Below are 24,625 nucleotides of genomic sequence, written 5' to 3'. Positions count from 1 at the left end.
GAAACCAACTAGGCGCGGATCAGCGCGGCTGGCAAGCCGCAACAGGCGGCGGCCTGCACGGGTCAGGGGTAGCTGACCGTCTTCGGCACCTCAGGGATCGGTATGAATTCCTCGCTGTCGCCGGGGACGAGCGGGAATTTGCGGTCCTTCCAGTCGTGCTTCGCCTGCGTGATCCGGTCGCGGGACGAGCTCACGAAATTCCACCAGACATGGCGCGGGGTCTTGAACGCCTCGCCGCCGAGCAGCATCACGCGGGCGTCGCTCCCGGCGCGCAGCGTCATCGCCTGTCCCGGCTGGAGGATATAGAGGCTGTGGCGTTCGAGCTTTTCGCCGTCCAGGCTGGCGTCGCCGATCGCGACGACGATCGCACGCTCGTCGGCTTCGGCCTCGATCGGCATCGTCGCGCCCGCATTCATCAATATGTCGGCGTAGATCGTCGCGCTGTGCTGGGTGATCGGCGAGGTCGCGCCCCACAGGCTGCCCATGATCACGCGCGCCGAGACGTTGCCATCCTCGACGAGCGGCAGATCCTCCTTCGCGACATGCTCGAACGCGGGATCGATCTCCTCCTTGCCGTCGGGAAGCGCGAGCCAGGTCTGCATGCCGGAGATCGCCGAGCCGGTGGCGCGCTCGGCCGCGGGTGTACGCTCCGAATGCACGATGCCGCGGCCGGCCGTCATCAGGTTGCACGCGCCGGGACGGATCGTCGCGAAGGTGCCGAGGCTGTCGCGATGGTCGATCGCGCCTTCGAACAGATAGGTGACCGTCGCCAGGTTGATATGCGGGTGCGGACGCACGTCCATGCCCCGTCCGATGTCGAAATGCGCCGGGCCGAACTGGTCGACGAAGATGAAAGGACCGACCATCGTCCGCGCCTTGTTCGGCAGCGTGCGGCGCACCTCGAAGGCGCCGATGTCATGGGTCGAGGGAGTGATGATCTGCATCAGGATTCTCCCGGCGCGGTCGCCTTGATCGCCAGCGCATGGACGCGCTGGCCCGGCAAGTCGCCGAGGGCCTTGTTCACCGCGCGCTGGCGCGCGACGCGGTTCTGGCCCGCAAAGCCCGCCCATTCGATGGTCAGGCTGAAATGCGATTCGCCCGATCCGTCGTCGCCGGCATGGCCGTGATGCTTGGCGCTGTCGTTGCTGAGGGTGACCTTCGCGTCGGGAAAAGCGGCGGCGAGCAGCTCTTCCATCTCGTGTTGGACTGGACCTTTTTGTGTCATGCCCCCATGTTGGGCGCGGACGTTCCGCATGACAAGCCCCCGCTCCCCCCGATTCCATGGCCGCATCCCGCGCGAAGCCCCCTGCGCCGTTCCCGGCTGCCGCGAGCCCGGCGAATTCCGCGCGCCCCTGTCCTCGCACCGCTCGCCCGACGGGCCGCCGCCGTACCGCTTCCTGTGCCTCGACCATGTCCGCGAATTCAACGCGGGCTATAATTTCTTCGAGGGCATGACCGCCGACCAGATCATGGCGGCGCAATCGCCGACCGCGGGCTGGGAAACCGAAAGCCGCGCCTTTCGCCCCGCGGGCAGCGCCGACCTGCCGCCGCGCTGGGCCGACTTCAAGGATCCGATGGACGCGCTCGGGGCGCGCTTTCGCCAGCGCATGGACGAGGCGCGGCGCGAGGCGAGAAATCCCGGCCTCAGCCGCGAAGAACATGCCGCGATGCAGTTGCTCGCGCTGCCCGCCGACGCCGACCGCGCGGCGCTCCGTCGCCGTTACAGCGAACTCGTCCGCAAATATCATCCCGACCGCAATGGCGGCGATCGCAGTTTCGAGGCGAGACTCGGCGAGGTGGTTCAGGCATATCAGATGCTGAGAAAAACAAAGGCGTTCGCATAGGGAGAGGTTCGATGAGCGACCTGAACGAAGCGCGGATCGACGTCGTGCGCCGGCATATGGCGCTGGAGATCACACACGACTGGGACGGCGTCCTCGCGACCTTCGAGCATCCCCGCTACGAGCTGATGGGCCCGGGCACCATCTTCGACGGCGAGACCGCGGTACGCTCCTATTTCGCTTCGTCGCGCGAGCCCTTTCCCGATCAGGCGAACGAGGTCATCGCGATCGCGGCCGACGCCGCCACGAACACGGTGCTGGTCGAATTCTGGTTGACCGGCACGCATCTGGGTCCGCTGCGCCTGGGCCTGCGGACGATCGAGCCGACCGGCAAGGCTTTTCGCATCCGCATGGCGGCCAGCTTCGAGTTCGCGCCGGGCAGCGACAAGATCGTCTGCGAGCGGCCCTATTACGACCAGTCGGCGGTGATGAAGGCGCTCGGCCTGCTCTGAATAAGGCGTTGCAAGCCGCAACCCATAGCGATACCGGCTAGCCGAAGCGCCGTCTGCGGCGACTCTCCCTGATCAAGATCGCTGGACAACCGACATGACCGATATCCCGAACAGCCTCCCCGACCACCACGGCTCGACGCTTCTCGGCGCGCCCGATACCGAGGTGAGCGCGCGCGAGATGTTCGGCGTCGATATCGACATGATGGTCCCCGCGTTCAGCGAGTCCGACGAGCGCGTTCCCGACCTTGACCCGGCCTATGTCTTCGACGGCGACACGACGCTGGCGATCCTCGCCGGCTTCAAGTTCAACCGCCGCGTCATGGTCCAGGGCTATCACGGCACCGGCAAGTCGACGCATATCGAACAGGTCGCGGCGCGGCTGAAATGGCCGTGCATCCGCGTCAATCTCGATGCGCATATCAGCCGTATCGATCTCGTCGGCCGCGACGCGATCGTGCTGAAGGACGGCCAGCAGGTCACCGAGTTCCGCGAAGGCCTGCTCCCCTGGGCGCTGCAGACGCCGACGGCGCTCGTCTTCGACGAATATGACGCGGGCCGTCCCGACGTGATGTTCGTGATCCAGCGCGTGCTGGAGGCCGAGGGCAAGCTGACCTTGCTCGACCAGAACCGCGTCATCCGCCCGAACCCGCATTTCCGCCTGTTCGCGACCGCGAACACCGTCGGTCTCGGCGACACCAGCGGGCTGTATCATGGCACGCAGCAGATCAACCAAGGCCAGATGGACCGCTGGAACATCGTCGTCACGCTGAACTACCTTCCCGCCGCGACCGAAAGCGCGATCATCCTCGCCAAGGTTCCCGGCACCGACGACACGACCGTCGCCAACATGGTGAAGGTCGCCGATCTGACGCGCCAAGGCTTCATCAACGGCGACATCTCAACGGTCATGTCGCCGCGCACCGTGATCAGCTGGGCCCAGAATGCGGCGATCTTCAACAACCTCGGCTTCGCCTTCCGCCTGTCGTTCCTGAACAAGTGCGACGAGGCCGAACGGATGATCGTCGCCGAATATTATCAGCGCGTGTTCGGCGAAGACCTGCCCGAAAGCGTCATCGGCAAGTGACGTTGGTGCGCCACCTCGCGGTGGCGTCCGCCGCATTGGCGCTTGGCGGCTGCGTCGTGACGCCGGTCGACTATGGCAAGGTGCCGCACGCGGCCTATGTCGCCGACCCGCGGTGCACCGCACAGCCGGGCGCGGCGGTCGACGAGGCTGCGCTGCCGCTCTTCTTCGTGACGAGCCGGCTGCCCGATTGCCGCACGGACGCGATCAGCCTGACCAACCATCGCGGGGAGCGGATACGCCACGGCCGCTTCGCGAAGCCGGCGGAGATCGACAAGAAGCTGCGCACCCCGATGGCGTTTCAGGACGAAGGCGACTGGTGGCAGGCATTGCAGGCGGAAACCGACCGCAAGCAAGGCCGCGTGCTGCTCTACGTCCATGGCTATCGCGAGACGTTCGAGACGACGTCGAAGGACGCCGCGCAGATCGCGCGCATGACGGGCTTCGACGGGCCGGTGATCGGATACAGCTGGCCCTCGCAGGGCGAAGTGCTGAAATATGCCGCCGACGAGACGAACATGTATCACGACGTCCGCAATTTCCGCGATTTCCTGCGCGGGCTCGCCGACAAGCCGTGGGTGAAGGAGATCGTCATCGTCTCGCACTCGCTCGGCGCGCGGCTGGTGATCCCGGCGATCGGCACGGTCGATCGCGTATCGCGGCGCGCCGACCGGACGGGGAATATCTCGACCATCATTCTCGCCTCGCCCGACATCGACAGCGAGACGTTCGAGCGCGACATCGTCGACGAGGTGCTGTCGCCCGAGCGCGTCGCGCAGGGGCGGCACATCACCCTTTATGTGTCGGCGAAGGACAAGGCGCTCGCGGTGTCGCGCGCGGTTCACGGCTATCCGCGGCTCGGTTCGCCCTTCTGCTTCGACCCGTTCGAGGCGGCCGATCTCAAGGCCAAGGGCTTTCCCGAGCGGTGTTTCGTGGGCACGATCCCGGGGGTCACCGTCGTCGACACGACCGAGGTGTCGCGTGGATCGACCGGGCACAGCAATTTCCTGCGCAGCGCGGTCGCGTGCCGCGATTTCGTCGATGCGGTGGCGGGCAAACAGACTCGGCCCGAGCGCGTCGCAACGCGATTGCCCCATGTCTTCTGGTTGCGGCCCGACCCGGCGGCGCCGAAGGAGCTCGACGAGACGATCTGCAACCGCGATCCCCTTTGACAGCGGCGGCGAACCCTCCGATCCCCTTTCTTCCCGCCGCAAAGCTGGTTACAGCCGACTCGTCATGTCCGCCCAATCCCCCCTCGACGACCTGAAAGCCGCGCTGTCGAGCGTCGCGCGCGCGGTCACGCGCGATCCCGAGGTCGAGGTGGGCTTCACCGCCGATGCGCCGGTGCAGATCGGCAAGGCGATCAAGGTGCCGACGCCGTCGCGCACCCTGCCGCGCGATCAGGTCGCCGAGGCGCGCGGTTTCGCCGACGGCTATGCGCTGCGGATGAAGCATCATAGCGACAAGGTCCACAGCGCCGCGCGCCCGTCCGAGCCGCTCGCCGCCGCCGCGTTCGACGCAATGGAGCGCGCGCGGATCGAGGCGCTGGGCGCGCGCAACATGGCGGGGATGCGCCAGAATCTCTCCGCCTCGCTGACCATGCGGATGCGCAGCGACCCGATCAGCCGCGCGCAGGCCAAGGAAGATGTGCCGATTTCGAGCGCGCTGGAACTGCTGATCCGCGAGGCGCTGACCGGCGAACGCGCGCCGCAGGGCACCGAGACCGGCCTGTCGCTGGTGCGCGAGTGGATCACGAAGGAAGCCGGCGGCGACCTCGACGCGCTCGCGATGCTGATCGACGATCAGGCCGCCTTCGCCGAGACCGCCAAACTCGCGCTGCGCCACCTCGACCTCATCTATGGCGACGAGCCGATGGAGGAAGGCGCCGAGGATACGGGCGAGGAAGACGAGTCCGAAGCGGACGAAAGCCAGGACGAGCAGGAGAGCGAGGACGGCGGCAGCGGCGAAAGCCAGGTCGACGCGCGCGCCGAAATGGCGGGCGACCAGGCCGACGACGGCGACAGCGACCCCGACGCGCAGGAAGTGGAAGCCGACGGCGAGCCCGAGATGGGCGGCGAAGGCGACGAGGGCATGCTGCCCGTGCGTCCCAACCGCCTGCCGACCGACGTCCCCGATTTCAACTATGTCCGCTTCACCGAGAAGCATGACGAGATCATCGCCGCGACCGAGCTTTGCGACGCGGACGAACTGACGCGCCTGCGCGCCTATCTCGACCAACAGATGACGCATTTGCAGGGCGCGGTGACCAAGCTCGCGAACCGCCTCCAGCGCCGGTTGATGGCGCAGCAGAACCGCGCGTGGGATTTCGATCAGGAGGAAGGCCAGCTCGACGCCGCCCGCCTCGCGCGCGTCATCGTCTCGCCGGGCAGCTCGCTGTCGTACAAGGTCGAACGCGACACCGACTTCCGTGACACCGTCGTCACGCTGCTGATCGACAATTCGGGCTCGATGCGCGGGCGGCCGATCAGCATCGCCGCGATCAGCGCCGACATCCTCGCGCGCACGCTCGAACGGTGCGGGGTGAAGACCGAGATTCTTGGCTTCACCACGCGCACCTGGAAGGGCGGGCAGAGCCGCGAGGACTGGCTCGCCGCGGGACGCCCTCCCCATCCCGGCCGCCTCAACGATCTGCGTCACATCATCTACAAGCCCGCCGACGAGCCCTATCGCCGCGCGCGCAAGTCGCTCGGGCTGATGATGCGCGAAGGGCTGCTCAAGGAAAATATCGACGGCGAGGCGCTGATCTGGGCGCACCACCGGATCGTGGGCCGGCCCGAAGAGCGCCGCATCCTGATGGTGATTTCGGACGGCGCGCCGGTCGACGATTCGACACTGTCGGTCAACCATGGCGCCTATCTCGACCAGCATTTGCGGCAAGTGATCGAGTGGATCGAGAACCGCTCGCCGGTCGAGCTGTGCGCGATCGGGATCGGGCACGACGTGACGCGCTATTACAGCCGCGCCGTCACGATCATGGACGCCGAGCAGCTGGGCGGCACGATGGTCGAGCAGCTCGCGGGCCTGTTCGACATCGACTGATCGCCGGGGACTGCCCCGAAATGGGCCGCCCACGGGGTGGGTGACAAGCCCTTTTGCCCTCGTTACAAACGCTTCCCGGAGCAGCAGGGACTCGCGGGGCTACGACGGGAACCGCTGCATCATCATTGTGCTGACGGGTCGCCGGCACGGACTGAGGACCGCACCCCCGAGGGTGCCGGCTGAGGGGGCGACTGACCGTGAAAAAAGCATCCGACCTGTTCATCGACTGCCTGGAGGAAGAAGGCGTCGAATATATTTTCGGCGTTCCGGGCGAAGAGAATCTCGACTTTCTCGACAGCCTATCGCGCTCGACCAAGATCAAGCTGATCCTGACCCGCCACGAACAGGGCGCGGGCTTCATGGCCGCAACCTATGGCCGCCACACCGGCAAGACCGGCGTGTGCCTGGCGACGCTGGGCCCCGGCGCGACGAACTTCGTCACCGCCGCCGCCTATGCGCAATTGGGCGGCATGCCCATGATGATGATCACCGGGCAGAAGCCGATCAAGAAGTCGAAGCAGGGTCGCTTCCAGATCCTCGACGTCTGTTCGATGATGGCGCCGATCACCAAATATACGCACCAGATGGCGTCGTCGGACAATATTCCGAGCCGCGTGCGCGAAGCCTTTCGCCTCGCCGAGGAGGAAAAGCCCGGCGCGGTGCATATCGAGCTGCCCGAGGATATCGCCGACGAGCATACCGATTCGACGCCGCTGAAGCGCAGCCACTCGCGTCGCCCCAACGCCGACGTGAAGTCGGTCCGCGAAGCGGTGAAAGCACTCGAAAAGGCGAAATCGCCGGTGCTGGTGATCGGCGCGGGCGCGAACCGCACCATGACCAGCCGCATGCTGCTCCAGTTCATCGAAAAGACCGGCATCCCCTTCCTGACGACCCAGCTCGGCAAGGGCGTGATCGACGAGCGGCACCCGAAGTTCCTCGGCTGTGCGGCCCTGTCGGCGGGCGACTTCGTCCACCGCGCGGTCGAGGCGTCGGACTGCATCGTCAACCTGGGGCATGACGTCATCGAAAAGCCGCCCTTCTTCATGAAGCAGGGCGGGCCGACGGTGATCCATGTGTCATCGAAGACGGCCGAGGTCGATCCGGTCTATTTCCCCGATATCGAGGTGATCGGCGACATCGCCAATGCCGTCTGGCAGATGAAGGAGGATATCGTCCCCAACGGCGGGTGGAAATTCGACCATATGCTCGCCTTTCGAAAGGCCGAGGTCGAGCATACCGCGCCGCTCGCGGCCGACACCCGCTTCCCTATTTTTCCGCCGCACCTCGTGCAGTCGATCCGCGACGCGATGCCCGACGACGGGATCATCTGCCTCGACAATGGCGTCTACAAGATCTGGTTCGCGCGCGGCTATACCGCGTGCAAGCCGAACACCGTGCTGCTCGACAATGCGCTGGCGACAATGGGGGCCGGCCTGCCCTCGGCGATGATGTCGGCGATGGTCTATCCCGACCGTAAGGTCATGGCGATCTGCGGCGACGGCGGCTTCATGATGAACAGCCAGGAGATGGAGACCGCGGTGCGCCTCGGCCTCAACCTGACGGTGTTGATCCTCAACGACAGCTCCTACGGCATGATCCGCTGGAAACAGGCGAACATGGGGTTCAAGGATTGGGGGCTGACATATGGCAACCCCGATTTCGTCAAATATGCCGAAAGCTATGGCGCGCACGGCCACCGCGTCGAAAGCGCGGCGCATCTGAAGGAGTTGCTCGCGCATACCCGCGACACGCCGGGGGTGCATCTGATCGACTGCCCGGTCGATTATTCGGAGAATGACCAGATTTTGAACATCGACATCAAGAAGCTGTCGAAGGAGCTTTAATCTCCCGCTTGCTGCTCCCCGGCGAAAGCCGGGGTCCAGAGCACCCTTGCGCAACCGTTGCGCGTTCCAGCCCTGGACCCCGGCTTTCGCCGGGGAACGGAGAAGTAAGATATGAAGCTGAAAGACGTCTACCCGCTCTACCTCAACAACAAGGCGGTGCAGCCCAACACCGATCTGGAGGTGATCGACAAGTTCACCGGCGAGGTCGCGTTCCGCACCGCGCTGGCGACCCCCGACGTGATCGACGCGGCGATCGCGGGCGCCGTCCGCGCCGCCGAGCCGATGGCGCGGCTTGCGAGTTTCGAGAAGCGCGACGTCCTGGCGCATTGCGTCGCGCGCTTTCAGGAGCGCTTCGACGAGCTCGCCTATGCTTTGTGCGTCGAGGCGGGCAAGCCGATCGCCGACAGCGAGGGCGAGGTCACGCGCCTGATCGACACGTTCCGCATCGCCGCCGAGGAAGCGACGCGCAATTATGGCGAGGTCCAGCCGCTCGACATTTCGGCGCGCGCCAAGGGCTATATGGGGATGTGGAAGCGCGTGCCGATCGGCCCGTGCAGCTTCATCTCGCCGTTCAACTTCCCGCTCAATCTCGCGGCGCACAAGATCGCCCCGGCGATCGCGATCGGCTGTCCGTTCGTGATGAAGCCGGCGTCGCTGACGCCGCTCGGCGCGATCATCATGGGCGAGGTGCTCGCCGAATGCGACATATTGCCCGAGGGCGCGTTCAGCATTTTGCCCGCGAGCCGCGCCGGCGCCGATCTGTTCACGACCGACGAGCGGCTGAAACTGCTTAGCTTCACGGGTTCGCCGGGTGTCGGCTGGGATCTGAAAGCCAAGGCGGGCAAGAAGAAAGTCGTCCTCGAACTCGGCGGCAATGCCGCGGTGATCGTCGACAAGGACGCCGACCTCGACCATGCGCTCGCCCGCATCGTCTTCGGCGGCTATTACCAGTCGGGGCAAAGCTGCATCCATGTGCAGCGCGCGATCATCCATGCGGATATCTACGACACATTCCGCGACATGCTCACAGCGAAGGTCAAGACGCTGAAAGCGGGCGATCCGAAGCTGCGCGATACCTTCATCGGGCCGATGATTTCGGTCAAGGAAGCGCAGCGGCTGAAGGGCTGGATCGACGATGCGGTCGCCGCGGGCGCGACGCTGCTGGCGGGCGGAGGCTGTGAAGGCAATATGCTGGAGGCGGCGCTGCTCGAAAATGTGCCGACCGACACCGACGTGGTGCGCGAGGAGGCCTTTGGCCCCGTCGTCATCCTGTCGAAATTCACCGACTGGGAAGCCGCGCTCGCCGAGGTCAACGACAGCAAGTTCGGGCTTCAGGCGGGCATCTTCACGCGCGACATCCACAAGGTGCTGGAGGCGTGGGATCATCTCGACGTCGGCGGCATCGTCGTCAACGACGTGTCGAGCTATCGCGTCGACAACATGCCCTATGGCGGGGTCAAGGACAGCGGCCTCGGCCGCGAAGGCGTGCGGTTCGCCATGGAAGATATGAGCGAAATCAGGAATTTGGTGTTTAGGCGCATTTGATCCTCCCTGCGGCGAAGCCGTGGGGAGGGGGACCGCTTGCGAAGCAAGTGGTGGAGGGGCCGTCGACGTCGCGCCATTGCCCCTCCGTCAGCGCTGCGCCAAAGGCGCAGTTTATCCTGAGCGCCTGCCAGGCAGTCGAAGGGCGCTGCCACCTCCCCATCGCTGCGCGACAGGGAGGATCAGCAAGGCCGTCACAAACCCGCCCACAAACTTTCTTCAAACTGTCGCGGCTTCGATTCCCGCGTTGTAACAAATCTCCTGTCTACGCGGGGGGCAGCAAAGGCTGCCTTCGGAGTGTGACATGGCATCGATTTCGACCCTGCCCATCCCCGCCCGCTTTCCCGATCCCTTCACCACCGATCCGCATGTGCCCGAACGGCTGATCGGCGAGCGGCGGAGCTATCGCACCGTTTGGGTCAGCGACATCCATCTCGGGACGCGCGGGTGCAACGCCGCGATGCTGATCGACTTTTTCGACCATGTCGATTGCGAGACGCTGTACCTCGTCGGCGACATCATCGACGGCTGGCGGCTCAAGAAGCGCCACTTCTGGCCGCCCGAGCATAATGACGTGGTCTGGCGCGTGCTGAAGCGCGCGAAGCGCGGCACGCGCGTCGTCTATGTTCCCGGCAACCATGACGAGATGGTCAAGCCCTTCGACGGCTTCGATTTCGGCGGCGTCGAGATCCGCCGCGAGGCGATCCACGAGACCGCCGACGGGCGCAAATTGCTGGTCGTCCATGGCGACGAATTCGACGCGGTGATGCTGGCGCACCGCTGGCTCGCCTTCGTCGGCGACGCCGCCTACACCGCGCTGATGAAGTGCAACGTGCTGGTCAACGCGCTGCGCAGCAAGCTGGGCCTGCCCTATTGGTCGCTGTCGATGGTCGCCAAGCACAAGGTCAAGAACGCTGTCCAGTTCATCGGCCGTTACGAGGAAGTCGTCGCGCACGCCGCGCGCTCGCGCGGCGTCGACGGGGTGGTGTGCGGGCATATTCACAGCGCCGAGATGCGGCCGATCGACGGCGTCGACTATTACAACGACGGCGACTGGGTCGAGGGCTGCACCGCGCTTGTCGAGCATCACGACGGCACCATGGAAATCCTCCACTGGGCCGAGGAAGTCGCGGTGCGCGCGTTGCCGGCGCAGCTCGCGCTGCCGGCGCGCGCGGCATGAGGATCCTGATCGTCACCGACGCTTGGGAGCCGCAGGTCAACGGCGTCGTCCGCACGCTGCAGGCGACGATCGGCGAGTTGCGTGAGGCGGGGCATGAGGTCGGCGTCATCTCGCCCGACCTGTTCCGATCGATCCCCTGTCCGACTTATGGCGAAATCCGCCTTGCCTTCGCCGGCCGGCGAGCGGTCGGGAAGCGCATTCGCGCCTTTGCGCCGCACGCGATCCATATTTCGACCGAGGGGCCGCTCGGGCTGGCGGCGCGGCGCTGGTGCCTGGCGAATGACTTTCCCTTCACCACCGCCTACCACACGCGCTTTCCCGAATATGTTGCGGCGCGGTTCCCGGTGTCGCCGGCTTTCGTTTGGCGCTTCATCCGCTGGTTCCACCGCCCCGCGCGCCACATCATGGTCGCGACGCGCAGCCTGGCGCGCGAACTCGCCGATCAGGGCCTGACGCAGACGATGATGTGGGAGCGCGGCGTCGACCACGCGCTGTTTCGCGAGGATCGCGAGCCGCTGGCAGCGTTCGACGGGCTTGTCCGTCCGATCCAGCTCTATGTCGGCCGCGTCGCGGTCGAAAAGAATATCGAGGCCTTCCTGGACACGCGCGAGCCCGGCACAAAGGTGGTGGTCGGCGGCGGTCCCGCGCTCGCCGACCTGCAGGCGCGCTATCCGGAGGCCGTTTTTCTGGGCAAGCTGAGCGGCGAAAAGCTAGCCGCCGCCTATGCCGGCGCCGATGTCTTCGTCTTCCCGAGCCGCACCGACACCTTCGGCCTGGTCGTCATCGAGGCGCTGTCGTGCGGCACGCCGGTCGCCGCCTATCCGGTGCCGGGACCGGGCGACATCGTGCGCGACGGCGCCGGTGCGCTCGACGACGATCTGGACAAGGCGATCGCCGACGCGCTCGCCTGTCGCCGTGCCGACGCCGCGGCGCTCGGCGCGCGCTACAGCTGGCCGAACTGCACCGCGCAATTCCTGAAGGCGCTGACCTTCGTGCCTGAGGGCCGGGCGGCTGAAGGCGCATTTGGCACAGCGGCCCTGCCGGCCTGACCCCTTCCCCCCTAAACGGGGAAAGGAGGCTCTCCCGATTGTCAGAAAGCCTTGCGCCACTCCAGCTCGATATAGCGGCCGAGCGGGTCGGTGTAGCCGGGCTGGTAATTGAGCGGCACGACGCCGTTGGCGTCGGTGATCCGGCGCTGGGCGTCGAACAGATTGTCGACCGACAGGCGGAGACGCGAGCCCTTCAGGAACGGCAGGCTCTTCGTGATCTCCGGCCGCTGGTTGAAGTCCATGAAGAAGCGGAGGTTGAAGGTCGCCAGATCGCCGAAGTTCAGATCGCCCGCGCTGCCGCCGACGACGGTGCTGCCGCTGTCATATTTGGCGCTGACCCGCGCGCCGAGCCCCTTGTAGAAAACGCCGCCGTCGAGTTCGACGAGGTGGCGGTTGCTGCCGCCGCCATTGCCCGTCGCCGACCCATTGAGCAGGTCGAGTTCGGGAATACCGGGGCCGATCAGGACCTTATCGGTCAGCTTGACGGTGTGATAAAGCGACACCTGCCAGCGCCCGCCCTGCGGCCCGCCGAACATGCCGCCGGGTCCGCCCGCACCGCGCCCGCGGAAGCCGCCGCCGGCTGCGCCCGGCCCGCCGGGGCCGCGGCCCGCGCCCGGCGGCCGGCCGCCTTCGCCGCGCGGCGCGCGGCCGGCCGCGCCTGCGCCGTCGGGCCGTCCCGCGCCTTCCTTCGGCTGTGCAAAGCTCTTTCCGAAATTGAAGCCCCAGCGAATCTGCGAATTCTCCGCGCGGGCGAAATTGACCGGACGCTGATCGAGCGCGATCAGCACGCCGTTCGCGTCGCGGATCGCGCGGCCCGGGAAGGCGGCCTCGATCTCGGGCGTGAGCAGCGGGAAGCTGTTCGAGGTGTCAAAGCTCTTGTTGCGGTTATAGTTGATCGACAGGTCGAGGCCTTCGAGCATCGGCGGCGACCAATTGAGGCCGACCTTGAAGTCGCGGCGCTTCTCGGCGAGCAGGAACGGATTACCCCCAGTCGTCGTCGTAATGCGCACCGTCTGGCCGGTCGCGAAGTCATAGTAAGTGACGTCGGGCGTCGTCAGCGGCGCCGCGCCGAGCTGCGTCACGCTGGGCGCCGCCTCGTCGGTGTTGAAGCTGGTCACGACCGACAGATTGCGGGTCAGCACGAAGTTGAGGTTCGCGCCCCAATTTTTGAGCGTCTGGAAATCGCTCGGCTTCTGCACCTGACCGCTGAGCGTCGCCGACAGCCGGAAGGGTCCGACGCCATATTCGGGATCGAGCAGCGGGATATTGAGCGAGCCGAAAGCGCTCGGCACGTCGCGCGACAGCACGGTCGTCGTGACCAATGTATCGCCCGTCACCGGGTCGCGGCGTTCCGACCGGCTGTCATAGCGCAGCCCCGAATAGCTGCCCGTCGCCGACAGGCGCAGCGGCCCCGCCCAGCCTTCGGCGAGCGTGCCGGACAGATTGGCGTTGCCGCCAAAGGTCTGCTGGCTGCTGTCGAACCGCTCGGTATAGCTGTCGGTGCCGTTGAAGCGATCGGTGAAGATCAGCGAATCCGCATCGGCATAATTTCCCGACACCGACCAGCGCCACTTGCCAAGCAGGCCGTTGACGCTGGCGGTCGAGGTCAGGTTGCGGCTGCGGCTGTCGCGTTCCAGCGGATCGGACACGCCGCCCGCACCGGGGCCGAGCAGCGACAGGCTGTCGGTCTGGTCCCAGCGCAGGTTGACCGACGCGTCGGTCGTCTTGCCCAGGCTGCGCTGGATCGTGCCGTCGATCGAGTAGGTGTCGGTCGCGGCGAGCAGGCTGCGCGAAGCCGCCTCCGCGGCGTCGTTGGTCGCCGGGTCATAGGTCAGGTTGCGCTCGCTTTCGAGCAGCATCGACTTATGCTCCCAGCCGCCATTGACGCTGATACGGCCGTTTTTTCCGATCGTCAGGAAGCTGGGCTCGATCTCGCTCTGCAAGCGACCGCCCTGTGTCGGGATGCCGCCTTCGACCTCGATCGCGACCTGACGGAAATTGGGCTTCAGCACCACGTTGACGACGCGCTCGTCGGCGGCATAGCCATATTGCAGCGCGACTTCCTCGGGGAAAATCTCGACCTTGGCGATCGCTTCGGGGGGCAGGTTGCGGACTTCGCCGAAGCCGCCGACGCGGCGGCCGTTGACGAGGATGATCGGCCGGCCGCTGCCGCGCCCGCGGCCCGAACGCGTCTGCGGCGCCAGCGCGTCGATCAGTTCCGACAGGTTCGATACCCCGTAACTGGCGATCGCCGCCTCGTCGAGTTCGGCCTCGGCCTTGATGTCGGTGTCGAGCTGTCCGACGAGGCGCTGCGCGGTCACGACGATCTCGTCCTGATCATAGTCCTCCGCCGGCTCGGCGGCGTCGTCCGCGACGCTGGCGGCGGGCTCGGCGGGCTGCTCGGCGGCCGTTGCGGCGGCTTCGGTTTCCGCCATCGCGGGCGTCGCGATCGACGCGCCTGCCGCCAGCAGGATCGCACGGGTGGAGAGCGCGAGGCGAGTTTTCTTCATCGGGGGAGAGGCCTTTTTCTTTTTTCTGTCTTTGTTTTTCTTGCCGCATCAGGGCTTAACACGCGCTGACGCCGATCTTTGTTCGGCGTTCAGTTATGTCGCAATTGTCGCAACAATGTGTCGGGGCCACGCTTGTTCCACCAACGGCCGATATCGACCGCTGGACAGCAGGGACGCGCCTCTTTATCGGCCACCCATGCCGACTCCCGACTCTGCCGCCGCCCATCCCGAATCCATCCTGATCGTCGATTTCGGCAGTCAGGTGACGCAATTGATTGCCCGCCGCGTCCGCGAGGCCGGCGTCTACAGCGAGATCGTCCCGTTCAACGCCGCCGAAGCGGCGCTCGAGCGGATGAAGCCAAAGGGCGTGATCCTGTCGGGCTCGCCCGCCTCGGTCCCGGCAAGCGGCAGCCCGCGCGCGCCGCAGTCGGTATTCGACAGCGGCCTGCCCATCCTCGGCATCTGCTATGGCCAGCAGGTCATGAGCCAGCAGCTCGGCGGCCGCGTCGAACCCGGCGGCGTCGATGGCGAGCGCGACGGCGAATTCGGCCGCGCCTTCCTGACCGTGACCGAACCCTGCGTGCTGTTCGACGGGCTGTGGGAGGTCGGCGAACGCCACCAAGTATGGATGAGCCACGGCGACCGCGTCACCGAGTTCGCCCCCGGCTTCCGCATCGTCGCGATCAGCGACGGCGCCCCCTTCGCGCTGATCGCCGACGACGAGCGCCGCTATTATGGCACGCAGTTCCATCCGGAGGTCGTGCATACGCCCGACGGCGCCAAGCTGATCGCCAATTTCGTGCGTCACGTTTGCGGCTGTTCGGGCGACTGGACGATGGCCGAGTTCCGCGCCGCGAAAATTGCCGAGATCCGCGCGCAGGTCGGCGACCAGCGCGTGCTGTGCGGTCTGTCGGGGGGCGTCGACAGCGCGGTCGCCGCGGTGCTGATCCACGAGGCGGTCGGCGAGCAGCTGACCTGCGTCTTCGTCGATCACGGCCTGCTGCGCATGAACGAGCGCGAACAGGTCGAGCGCCTGTTCCGCGACCATTACAACATCCCGCTCGTCGTGGTGGACGCCGAGGAGCGTTTCATGCGCGGCCTCGCCGGCGTCACCGACCCCGAAAAGAAGCGCAAGTTCATCGGCGGCGAGTTCATCAACGTCTTCGAGGAAGAGGCGAAGAAGATCGGCGGCGCCGACTTCCTCGCGCAGGGCACGCTCTACCCCGATGTCATCGAGAGCGTCAGCTTCACCGGTGGGCCGAGCGTCACGATCAAGAGCCATCACAATGTCGGCGGCCTGCCCGAACGCATGAACATGAAGCTGGTCGAGCCGTTGCGCGAATTGTTCAAGGACGAGGTGCGCCTGCTCGGCAAGGAGCTGGGCCTTCCCGACATCTTCGTCGGCCGCCACCCCTTCCCCGGCCCCGGTCTTGCGATCCGCATCCCGGGCGAGGTGACGAAAGAGCGCTGCGACATCCTGCGCAAGGCCGATGCGGTGTATCTCGACGAGATCCGCAACGCCGGACTGTATGACGCGATCTGGCAGGCGTTTGCGGTGCTGTTGCCGGTCAAGACCGTCGGCGTGATGGGCGACGGCCGCACCTACGACAGCGTGTGCGCGCTCCGCGCGGTGACCTCGACCGACGGCATGACGGCCGATATCTATCCCTTCGACGCGAGCTTTCTCAGCCGCTGCGCGACGCGGATCATCAACGAGGTCGAGGGCATCAACCGCGTGGTGTACGACTATACGTCGAAGCCGCCGGGCACGATCGAGTGGGAATGATTCGGGGCACGCAAATGCCCGAATACCTCTCGCAGGGATGACGTCCAACTAATTGAAAAAAATAATTTTGTTGTCGATAACATTCGGCGACAATCGGTGGGCAGCCTTCATTGCGAGCGGACGGGCTGACGGCGTTGCCTACCCTTGTTTCTTCCAGAAATCGTCGATACCGTCAGGAACACATCAGCCCTAGACGGTATTTTTTTCGCTCTAACAGTCGGAAAAGCAGTGCTTTTTCGGGCGGGAGAACCGCGCTTTTAGGCTGACGGTATTTTTCCGTCGGAGTCCCCCTCATGCTTACCGATACAGAACTCAAGCACCTGAAACCAAAAGCAAAACCATATAAGGTCACGGACCGTGACGGCATGTATGTGCTGGTCAGTCCCGGCGGCACCATTTCCTTCCGCGTGGACTACCGTTTGCATGGGCGCCGGGAGACCGTGACACTTGGCAAATACGCGCCTTCGGACCTCTCGCTAGCGCGCGCTCGCGAAAAGTGCATCGACGCAAAACGAATGATCGCCGAGGGGCAGTCGCCGGCCATCGAGAAGCAGCGCGAGAAGAGGCGGATCAAGGAAGCCAAGAGCTTTGGCCAGTTCGGAGAGAAGTGGCTTCAGTGTGCTCCTATGAGTTCGTCGAGGAGCCCCGGCCAGGTCGACGATGGGAAACCGGTGATGGTCAGCGTCCGCAAATGCTGGTTGCCAAGCCGCGGCTCGAGCCCGCCGACGAGCGGCTGGTCGGTCAGTAGCGCATCGAGGTACACCGGCGTCTCGGGCAGACGCCGGAGCCGACGTCGATGCTGGCGGCCGACGGACTTCCGCTCGGCGCGGTCATCGATGCGGCCAACAAGGTGAACGTCAAGCCGATCCGCCTCGCAGACCCTGCCCTCGCATCGCTCCCGGTGACCGGGCGCTTCGACGTCGCCAATGGCGCGAGCCTTGCCCGCAAACTCGCCGCGGCGCTGGGCCTTGAGGCGATTGAGGGACCGGACGCGATCACGCTCCGTAAAAAATAATTCCAATCGGAAAGGGGGAAATCCCCTTTCCGGTGTTTTGCACCCCCAGACGGCCATCGGTGGCCGCTTGGGGAGGTATGATGAAGTACAAGTTTTTGGCGGCGATGCTCTCGGTGAGCACCGCGGCAGTCGCGATTCAGGTTCCCGCTGCCAAGGCGCAGACACAGCCGGCCCAGCAGAGCTACAATATCGCCGCGCAGGATCTCGGCGCGGCGCTGCAGCGCTACTCGCAAATCTCGGGCCGCGAAGTGATCGCCTCTTCAACCATCGTCCAGGGCAAGCGCAGTGCGCGTGTCCAGGGCCGCCTCACGCCCGACGCCGCCCTCTCGCGGCTCCTTTCCGGCACCGGCCTCGTCGCCGAACTGGTCGACGGCGCGCTGATCGTCCGCGAGGGAAACGACACTGCCGAGGAAGCTGGATCGACTGAGGCAGGAAGCGATGCGATCGTCGTCACCGGTTCACGCATTCGCGGCGCAGGTCCCACCGGTTCACCGGTCGTATCGATCAATCGCGAGGCTATCGAGAAGAGCGGCTATGGCACAGTCCAACAGCTCCTTCAGTCGCTGCCGCAGGCGTTCGGGGGCGGGTCGAATGAGTCGACTACCGGGACAACCACGCGGAATGGCACAGGCAATGATGCGACGCTTGGTTCCAGCATCAATCTCCGCGGCCTCGGTACCTCGTCGACGCTCGTCCTGATCGATGGCGCCCGCCCCGCACTGGGCGGGGTCGGCGGGCTCTTTGCAGATATCTCGCTGATCCCGGTGAGTGCGATCGAGCGGGTCGAGGTTCTCACCGATGGCGCCTCGGCGATCTACGGCGCCGATGCCGTCGCCGGCGTCGTCAATATTCGCCTGCGCAATCGCTTTGAAGGCGCCGAGACGACGCTCCGGGCCGGCACCGCTGACGGCGATATGACGGAAGTCCAGTTCAGCCAACTCCTCGGCAAACGGTGGAGCGGTGGCCATGTCGTGCTCGCCTATCAATATTCGGAGCGTGGCGCGCTCGCCGGCTCGGAGCGCGCCTTCGCGCGCGAGGACCTGCGGCCGTTCGGTGGCCCGGACTATCGATCGACGACGGCGGTGCCGGGCACGATCCGCGCCGCGAACGGCCAGATCTTCGGCATCCCTACCGGACAGAATGGCACCGCACTGACGGCCGCACAGCTTCTGCCGGGAGTGCAGAACCGTCGTGACGCTCGCGCCGAAAGCGATGTCCTGCCGCGCCAGCGCGTCCATAGCCTTTATGCGGGAGGCGAGATCGCGCTGACCGAAGGCCTGACGCTGCGTGCCAATATTCTCGCTGCCGAACGCCGGTTCAGGCGGATCGCCAAGGGCGACTTTCTCCGCGTGTCGCGGGTACCGGTGACCAATCCCTTCTATGTCGACCCGATCGGGACGAGGCAGCCGGTCCAGGTGACCTACAGCTTCGTCAACGACCTTGGCCCCGATACGCGTACCGGCCGTGTCCGCGCGGTGACCCTGTCAGGCGGCCTCGAGCAGCGGCTCGGCCCCTGGCGCGTCGAACTCAGCGGCGCCTTCGGCCGGCAGAAGGGCAAGGCCAATTACTACAATCTCGTCAACAGCGCCCGTCTCGCGGCGGCGCTGGCCGATACCAATCGGGCGACTGCGCTCAACGTGTTCGGCGACGGCACAGCGAACAACCCGGCGACGCTCGACCGCATCCGGGGAAGTTACGGGACGATCGACGACTTCTCGACCTGGTCGGCGGCACTTCGGGCGGACGGCCCGCTGTTCCGGCTTCCGGGCGGCGATATGCGGCTCGCCGTCGGCGCGGAGTATCGACGCGAAGCCTATGACTATTTCGTCAAGAATGACATCAGCACGGCCACGCCGAACAATGCGCCCTACCCCGGCTTCCCCGGACCGCGGCACGTTAAATCAGTCTATGCCGAACTGAACCTGCCGATCGTCGGGGAGGAGAATTCGATTCCCGGCATCCACCGCCTCGAACTCTCGGCGGCGGGCCGGATCGAGGAGTATAACCAGTTCGGGCGCACCGAAAATCCGAAGTTCAGCGCACGTTGGGAGCCCGTGCCCGGCATTGCGCTACGGGGCTCCTTCGGAACCTCCTTTCGCGCCCCGCTTTTCGACGAGCTGATCGGGCCGGCGCTGTCGCTCTATTCGGTCGAGCGCGTTCCCGATCCCGCCTCGCCGACGGGCACCTCGCCCGTGCTTGCGCTGTTCGGCTATGCGCCGAACATCCAGCCCGAGAAGGCGACGACATGGACCGCGGGGTTCGATATTGCCCCGCCGTCGATCCCGGGTCTCCGCGCCTCGCTGACCTATTATGATGTCGACTATCGTGACCGCATCGGGACGGTCACCGAGGACTATCTCCGGTTCCTCTCGAACCGCGATGTCTTCGGCGGTGTGATCGTCGACAACCCAACCCTGTCGCTCGTCCAATTCTACTTCGCCCAGCCGACACTCAGCAATCCGCTCGGGCTCGCGCCGACCGACATCAAGATCATCCTCGACGGGCAGACGCGCAACCTGTCGGCCGAGCGCCAGCGCGGTATCGATTTCGACCTCGGCTATGCCACGTCGCTCGCGGGCGGAACGCTCGATCTCGGTGTCGGTGGTACGCATATCTTCTCGATCATGCGGCAGTTGACGCCGGGCGCGGCTAGCACCGATTTTGTCGGACTCTATGCGAGTCCGGTCAAATGGCGCCTTCGCGGGCGCGCTGGCTGGTCGAAGGGCGGCTTCTCGGCCAACGCCTTCGTCAATTACACCGATAGCTATCTCAACCAGATCCCCGTGCCCGCCGAGCGCATCGCATCATGGACGACCGTGGACTTGACGCTGTCGCAGCGCATCGGCGGTGACGAGAGCGATGAAGGAGGCCGCGGGCTGCAACTCGGGCTCAGCATCCAGAATCTCTTCGACAAGGACCCACCCTATGCCGCGGTGCGGAGCCAGACGTCGGGCCAAGGCTATGATCCCGAGAAGGCCAGCCCCATCGGGCGGATGATTTCGGTGCAGGCGACGATCCGGTGGTAAGCCGCGCAGCGCTCTGCCTCGCCCTCCTCGTCTCGACCTCGCCCGCCGCCGCCCAGGTGACGGCGCGCGAGATCGCCGAGACGGCCGACATCTCCGGGATCACGGCGTCGCCCGACGGCAAATGGGTCGCCTACCGCGTCGAGCGGCCCTCGACGGCGACCAACCGCATCGACGTGGACTGGTATCTGGTGCCGGCCAATGGTCAAGCGCCACCGCGCGCCCTCGGCCGTCTCGGTACGGCAATGTGGGACGATGCCGGCTCGGTGCTGCCCGGCGATGCGAAATGGTCGCCCGACAGCCGAGCCCTCGTTGTTCGCGCACTTGTCGATGGGCAGGTCGCGCTGTGGTCCACCGGACTCGACGGCGCGGGATTCACCCGGATCGTGGCGGCAGATGGCGACATCGAGGCTTTCGCTTTCGCACCCGATGGGTCACTCATCACAAGCGAAGGCCCGTCGCGCGACACGATCGCGCGAGCCGAAGATGCCGAGCGCGAGGCGGGCATTCTCGTCGACGGCAGCACAGATCTCGCGCAGCCGCTCTATCGCGGCGCGTCGATCAACGGGCGGCCTTCCAGCCAGCGTTTCTCGGGCGACTGGTTCGATCGCGCACCGCTGCTCGCGGCCGAGCCGAGGCAGGTCGCTGTACGCGCCACGCTGCTCGCCCCGCCTCGCGGCGCGTCGGAGGAAGAAAGGGCGGCTCTCGTGCCGCCCCCTCACCCTGCCCTGCTCATGCTGAAAGACTTGCCCGCGGAGCTGCGCACCGCCCTCGAAGCCGAGCGCGTCTGCGCCACGAAGACCGGCTGCGCTGCCGACCTTCCCCGGCTTTCCTGGTGGATCCCGAGAGCCGATGGCGGTGCGGTCGTGGCCTTGCATGACGCTGACTACAGGCAGAGGCTTCAACGATGGCTACCCGCGGAGCAAAAGCTGGCGCCACTTGTCGAATCGAACGGCCAGCTCTCGGGCGGCCGCTACTATTTCCGGCCCTGCACCGCAGCGGGCGACGCGACTTTCTGCGTCGAGGCTGCCGCGAGCACGCCCCCGCGTCTCGTCCGGATCGGCGCGGACGGCGCAAAGTCAGTCATTGCCTCCCCCAATCCCAATCCTGACAGCGACGGGCTCCTTGCCGAAACCATCGCATGGCAGGTGAGCGGCAGCCGTGCGTCGGGCATTCTTATCCGCCCGAAGATCCCCGGGCGGCTGCCGCTCTTCGTCACCTATTATAGCTGCTATGGATATGTCCGCGGCGGGGTCGGCGACGAATGGCCGCTTCGCGCGCTCGCCGCGCATGGCATCGCCGCGCTCTGCATCAACGCGGTCCCGAGCAAGCTCGAAGGCCCGAAGCGCTACCAGCTCGGGATGGAGGCGATCCAAGCGGTCGTCGCCGAGCTTGCCGGACGCGGCATTGTCGACCCCGATCGGGTTGGCATGGGCGGCCTCAGCTTCGGTAGCGAGGTCACAATGTGGACAATGATGCACAGCAAGCTTCTCAAAGCTGCATCGATTGCCTCGGTACAGATGGAGCCGGCCTACTATTGGTTCAACGCGCGTCCGGGACGCGAGACCTTCGCCGACAATGTGCGCAAGGGCTGGAACGCAGGCAGACCCGACGAGGATCCGGCAGGTTGGAAGCGGATATCGCCGGCGCTCAACATCGACAAGATCGGGGCGCCGCTGCTGATGCAGCTCCCCGAGTCCGAAGCCCGCCTCTCGATCGAACTGCAGAGCAAGCTTGGGCTCGCTGGTCTTGGCGAGATGCACATATTCCCCTTCGCGCCGCATCTGAAGGTCGAGCCGCGACAGAAGCTCGCCGCCTATCAGCGAAATCTCGACTGGTTCCGCTATTGGCTGAAAGGCGAGATCGATCCCGATCCCGCCAAGGCCGCGCAATATCAGCGCTGGTCGAAGCTCGGCGCAAAGCCCGCCTCGGCCGCGCGCACCCAACGCTCGACATCGCCGATCTCGATCAAGCGGAAATAATCGAAGTCGCCCTCGACGAGATCGCGCCCGAGATAGGCCTCGATACGGGGCCGATCGAGCAGGCCCTGCTCGGCGAGCCGCCCGCCAAGCAGCAACTCGCGCAGCGCCTCGCGCTGCGCGAGATAGGCCGCCCCGCAAAGAGATTCGAGCCGGCCCTTGCCGCGTCGCCAGACAATATCCGCAGGCAGGTGCGACGAAAAGGCAGCGCGCGCCACGGCTCGGTCGCGCCCACCCGTAAACCAGGTCCAGCTCGGAATAGTGAGGCAGAATTCGACGACGGGCTGCGAGAGCAAGGGCGTAACCACGTCGCGTCCGTGCCAACGGCCAGGGCGGTCCAGGAAGTCGACGATGCGGCGGAGCGAGTGGACATGGTTGCGCTTCGCCTGCGACACGGCATCCGCGCCATCGTCCCAAGGGTGCGGAAAGGCGCGATCGGGCAATGCCGCAGGATTGAGATAATCGGCGTCGCGGCGCCAGGCCAGCCGTGGTCCTGCCCGCTTCGCCCGCCAGGCGAGCCGGGCCGCCTCCCAGATCGTCGCCCCGCCCGCGCGAGCGATATCGCGCAGCACGCCGAAGGACCGGGACCCGACTCCGAATGTCCCGAAAGCATCGAGGATCGGCGCCACCGTGCCGTCGAACTCGAAGATATTGTCGCCGCCGATCCCGCCGAAGACGGATATCCCCCGATCAGGGACATTGTCCGCAAAGGCACGGTCGATCCCGCCTAGCGCGCTATAGGCGCCGGGCCGCGGCAACGGTCGGCGCGGCAGCGCCACGAGATCGATCCCTGTCTCGTCGTGCAACAACTCGGCAAGCTCGATCCCGAGATGCTCGGCGACCTGCAGGGCGTAGTGGCGCTCGTCACCGTCGGCCCCGGGGGTCACGAAGGTGATCGCTGAAAAGTCAGCTCCGGAGGCGGACAATGCGGCAGCAACGATCGAGCTGTCGAGCCCTCCCGACAGCTCCAGCAGGATGCTTTCCCTGGAGGCGCTCCACTGACCGACACTCTTGATGATCCGTCGCTCAAGCTCGGGAGCGAGATCGGACACGCCGCGGGTATCCGATTTCGCGACATGGTCCCATGGCGACCAGAGCGACCTTACCGCAATATCCCGGCCATCGAAATCAAGCCGCGTCCCCGCAAGCAGCTCGTTGAGGCTCGCTATGCCCGTGCGATCGGTGCGCAAATTGATATGCACCAGGCTTTGGGCAATGAATTCCCAATCGACATCCCTGTTCGATAAGAAGCGGGCCAGGAGCTCGAGATCGCTCCCGCAGACATTGCCGCTCTCGTGCCGGGTCCAGTAAAGCGGCATGCCGGTCAATGGTGCGCGTGCGACATGCTGTCCCGAGCCGTCGCGTGAAAATGCAAGAAAGTCGCCCCATCCGTCGCCCGGCGTCGAGCAGGTGGCCCCGGAACGCGAAAACATATCCCCCAGCACATGAGTGCCATCGGGGAGGCTGGCAGCAGCTATCCTATCTCCCGCAAAAATCAGCAGATCGGGCTCGAGCGCGACCGCCCTGAGCCCGTGAGCGTCGGCCGCAGCCGCCACCGGCGCGCCGCGCCCGGCGGGGCCGAGAAAAGCGAGGACTCCCCGTCTCATCCAACCACCAGGATCGGAGTGAAGTTGCGCGCCTCCGCTGCCGTGCCGGTCAGCACGGTCTCCGGGGTCTGCAACCAGCAATGCGCTGCAAAGGGTTCGAGCCGAACGCCGAACACCATCGCCGCGGCGAGACCGCGCGAAAGGAGGATATGGTCGAGCGCCAGCGCGTCGATCAGGCAGCGCGGCGGTTCAGGATTGATCCAGCGGCTCGCGGCATAGCTGGCAGCGACCCGCGTCGCGTCCTTGTTCGCACCCGGTACTCCAACCTTTTTCTTGCGCTGGCGGCGGCGTTCGATCGTGGTAGCGATTTGGTCAGGGCGCATGCCGCGACGCGCCGTTCGAAGCGCCCGTGCCGTCGACAGGGCCATGGCTGCGCTGAAGCGCTCTTCCCGCAAGGTGGAAATATCGCGTCCCGGAATGTCGATCGACGCGGGCGCGAGTTCGGTTTCCCGGCCGGCCCGGGCGAGGAAACCCGTGGCTACGAGCCGTCCCATCGCATCGCTGTCATTGGGCTCTCCCGCCCGCAGCCGCAGGAAAGCCGCTCGATCGCCACCCCGGAGCGCAAGATATTTGTCGCGGGAAAGATCGAGGAAGACGAGTTCGCTTCCGATCTCGCAATATCCCGTGCCGGGAGCCAGACGCCATCCGATCATGCC

At 65.8% G+C, this 24,625-nt stretch carries 19 protein-coding genes and 1 pseudogene; 14 read left to right on the top strand and 6 right to left on the bottom strand.

From position 1 onward, the window contains the following. Nucleotides 1–62 precede the first annotated feature (62 nt). Nucleotides 63–944 carry a pirin family protein gene (locus tag ATE67_RS02750; protein WP_058815128.1) on the bottom strand — a complete coding sequence of 294 codons (882 nt, stop codon included), beginning with the start codon at nt 942–944 and terminating at the stop codon, nt 63–65. After that, nucleotides 944–1,225: a BolA family protein gene (locus ATE67_RS02745; RefSeq protein ID WP_058815127.1), complete on the bottom strand. Its 282-nt coding sequence runs from the start codon at nt 1,223–1,225 to the stop codon at nt 944–946. Before ATE67_RS02745 ends, ATE67_RS02750 begins: the two co-directional genes overlap by 1 nt. A gap of 28 nt (nt 1,226–1,253) precedes the next feature. On the opposite strand from ATE67_RS02745, the gene ATE67_RS02740 reads away from it, so the two are divergent. The 9 genes from ATE67_RS02740 (at nt 1,254) to ATE67_RS02700 (ending at nt 12,049) form a co-directional block, all read left to right on the top strand. Beyond that, nucleotides 1,254–1,844: a J domain-containing protein gene (locus ATE67_RS02740; protein WP_058815126.1), complete on the top strand. Its 591-nt coding sequence runs from the start codon at nt 1,254–1,256 to the stop codon at nt 1,842–1,844. 11 nt (nt 1,845–1,855) lie between these two features. Beyond that, a complete protein-coding gene (locus ATE67_RS02735) occupies nt 1,856–2,293 on the top strand; it encodes an ester cyclase (RefSeq protein ID WP_058815125.1) in 438 nt (145 codons plus the stop codon). A 94-nt stretch (nt 2,294–2,387) separates the two neighbouring features. Then, the gene (gene cobS, locus ATE67_RS02730) at nt 2,388–3,377 is read left to right on the top strand and encodes a cobaltochelatase subunit CobS (protein ID WP_058815124.1); all 990 of its coding nucleotides are present in this window, start codon (nt 2,388–2,390) and stop codon (nt 3,375–3,377) included. Further along, entirely contained in the window at nt 3,374–4,546 is a 1,173-nt protein-coding gene (locus ATE67_RS02725) for an alpha/beta hydrolase (protein ID WP_058815123.1), read from the top strand. The genes cobS and ATE67_RS02725 overlap by 4 nt, the downstream gene beginning before the upstream one ends. 64 nt (nt 4,547–4,610) lie before the next feature. Then, on the top strand, nt 4,611–6,434 hold the full coding sequence (cobT, locus tag ATE67_RS02720) for a cobaltochelatase subunit CobT (RefSeq protein WP_058815122.1): 1,824 nt from the start codon (nt 4,611–4,613) through the stop codon (nt 6,432–6,434). 197 nt (nt 6,435–6,631) lie between these two features. Next, nucleotides 6,632–8,278: an acetolactate synthase large subunit gene (locus ATE67_RS02715; RefSeq protein WP_197411868.1), complete on the top strand. Its 1,647-nt coding sequence runs from the start codon at nt 6,632–6,634 to the stop codon at nt 8,276–8,278. 111 nt (nt 8,279–8,389) lie between these two features. Continuing rightward, the gene (locus ATE67_RS02710; RefSeq protein ID WP_058815120.1) at nt 8,390–9,823 is read left to right on the top strand and encodes an aldehyde dehydrogenase family protein; all 1,434 of its coding nucleotides are present in this window, start codon (nt 8,390–8,392) and stop codon (nt 9,821–9,823) included. A gap of 301 nt (nt 9,824–10,124) precedes the next feature. Next, nucleotides 10,125–11,000, top strand: coding sequence for a UDP-2,3-diacylglucosamine diphosphatase (locus ATE67_RS02705; protein WP_058815119.1), 876 nt, complete (start codon nt 10,125–10,127; stop codon nt 10,998–11,000). Next, nucleotides 10,997–12,049, top strand: coding sequence for a glycosyltransferase family 4 protein (locus ATE67_RS02700; protein WP_058815118.1), 1,053 nt, complete (start codon nt 10,997–10,999; stop codon nt 12,047–12,049). Before ATE67_RS02705 ends, ATE67_RS02700 begins: the two co-directional genes overlap by 4 nt. A 41-nt stretch (nt 12,050–12,090) precedes the next feature. Here ATE67_RS02700 and ATE67_RS02695 read toward each other — a convergent pair whose 3' ends face one another. Further along, nucleotides 12,091–14,559: an ABC transporter ATP-binding protein gene (locus ATE67_RS02695; RefSeq protein ID WP_058815117.1), complete on the bottom strand. Its 2,469-nt coding sequence runs from the start codon at nt 14,557–14,559 to the stop codon at nt 12,091–12,093. A gap of 196 nt (nt 14,560–14,755) precedes the next feature. Here ATE67_RS02695 and guaA point away from each other — a divergent pair, with 196 nt between their 5' ends. Together guaA and ATE67_RS20905 are read left to right on the top strand one after the other, a co-directional pair. After that, entirely contained in the window at nt 14,756–16,345 is a 1,590-nt protein-coding gene (guaA, locus tag ATE67_RS02690; protein ID WP_058815116.1) for a glutamine-hydrolyzing GMP synthase, read from the top strand. A gap of 293 nt (nt 16,346–16,638) precedes the next feature. Continuing rightward, nucleotides 16,639–16,893, top strand: a pseudogene (locus ATE67_RS20905) (Arm DNA-binding domain-containing protein); the annotation flags it as partial. Nucleotides 16,894–16,958: 65 nt separating this feature from the next. Here the strand turns inward: ATE67_RS20905 and ATE67_RS21615 are convergent. Continuing rightward, nucleotides 16,959–17,108, bottom strand: coding sequence for a hypothetical protein (locus ATE67_RS21615; protein WP_197411876.1), 150 nt, complete (start codon nt 17,106–17,108; stop codon nt 16,959–16,961). Nucleotides 17,109–17,141: 33 nt separating this feature from the next. On the opposite strand from ATE67_RS21615, the gene ATE67_RS21610 reads away from it, so the two are divergent. The 3 genes from ATE67_RS21610 to ATE67_RS02675 all read left to right on the top strand — a co-directional run bounded on the left by ATE67_RS21610 (nt 17,142) and on the right by ATE67_RS02675 (nt 22,365). Further along, nucleotides 17,142–17,360 (top strand): hypothetical protein, encoded by a 219-nt coding sequence (locus ATE67_RS21610; protein ID WP_058815115.1) that lies wholly within the window; start codon nt 17,142–17,144, stop codon nt 17,358–17,360. Between the two features lie 80 nt (nt 17,361–17,440). Then, the gene (locus tag ATE67_RS02680; RefSeq protein ID WP_058815114.1) at nt 17,441–20,386 is read left to right on the top strand and encodes a TonB-dependent receptor; all 2,946 of its coding nucleotides are present in this window, start codon (nt 17,441–17,443) and stop codon (nt 20,384–20,386) included. Beyond that, nucleotides 20,380–22,365: an Atxe2 family lasso peptide isopeptidase gene (locus ATE67_RS02675; RefSeq protein WP_058815113.1), complete on the top strand. Its 1,986-nt coding sequence runs from the start codon at nt 20,380–20,382 to the stop codon at nt 22,363–22,365. Before ATE67_RS02680 ends, ATE67_RS02675 begins: the two co-directional genes overlap by 7 nt. On the opposite strand, the gene ATE67_RS02670 is transcribed toward ATE67_RS02675, so the two are convergent. Together ATE67_RS02670 and ATE67_RS02665 are read right to left on the bottom strand one after the other, a co-directional pair. Next, complete coding sequence (locus tag ATE67_RS02670; protein WP_082660159.1) at nt 22,278–23,969, bottom strand: asparagine synthase-related protein; 1,692 nt, start codon at nt 23,967–23,969, stop codon at nt 22,278–22,280. The two genes, ATE67_RS02675 and ATE67_RS02670, sit on opposite strands and share 88 nt — an antisense overlap. After that, the gene (locus ATE67_RS02665) at nt 23,966–24,622 is read right to left on the bottom strand and encodes a lasso peptide biosynthesis B2 protein (protein ID WP_058815111.1); all 657 of its coding nucleotides are present in this window, start codon (nt 24,620–24,622) and stop codon (nt 23,966–23,968) included. Before ATE67_RS02665 ends, ATE67_RS02670 begins: the two co-directional genes overlap by 4 nt. Between the last annotated feature and the right edge of the window lie 3 nt (nt 24,623–24,625).

This window comes from Sphingopyxis sp. H050, from assembly GCF_001468265.1.
Lineage (GTDB): Bacteria > Pseudomonadota > Alphaproteobacteria > Sphingomonadales > Sphingomonadaceae > Sphingopyxis.
This window is presented reverse-complemented; position numbering and strand designations above follow the sequence as displayed.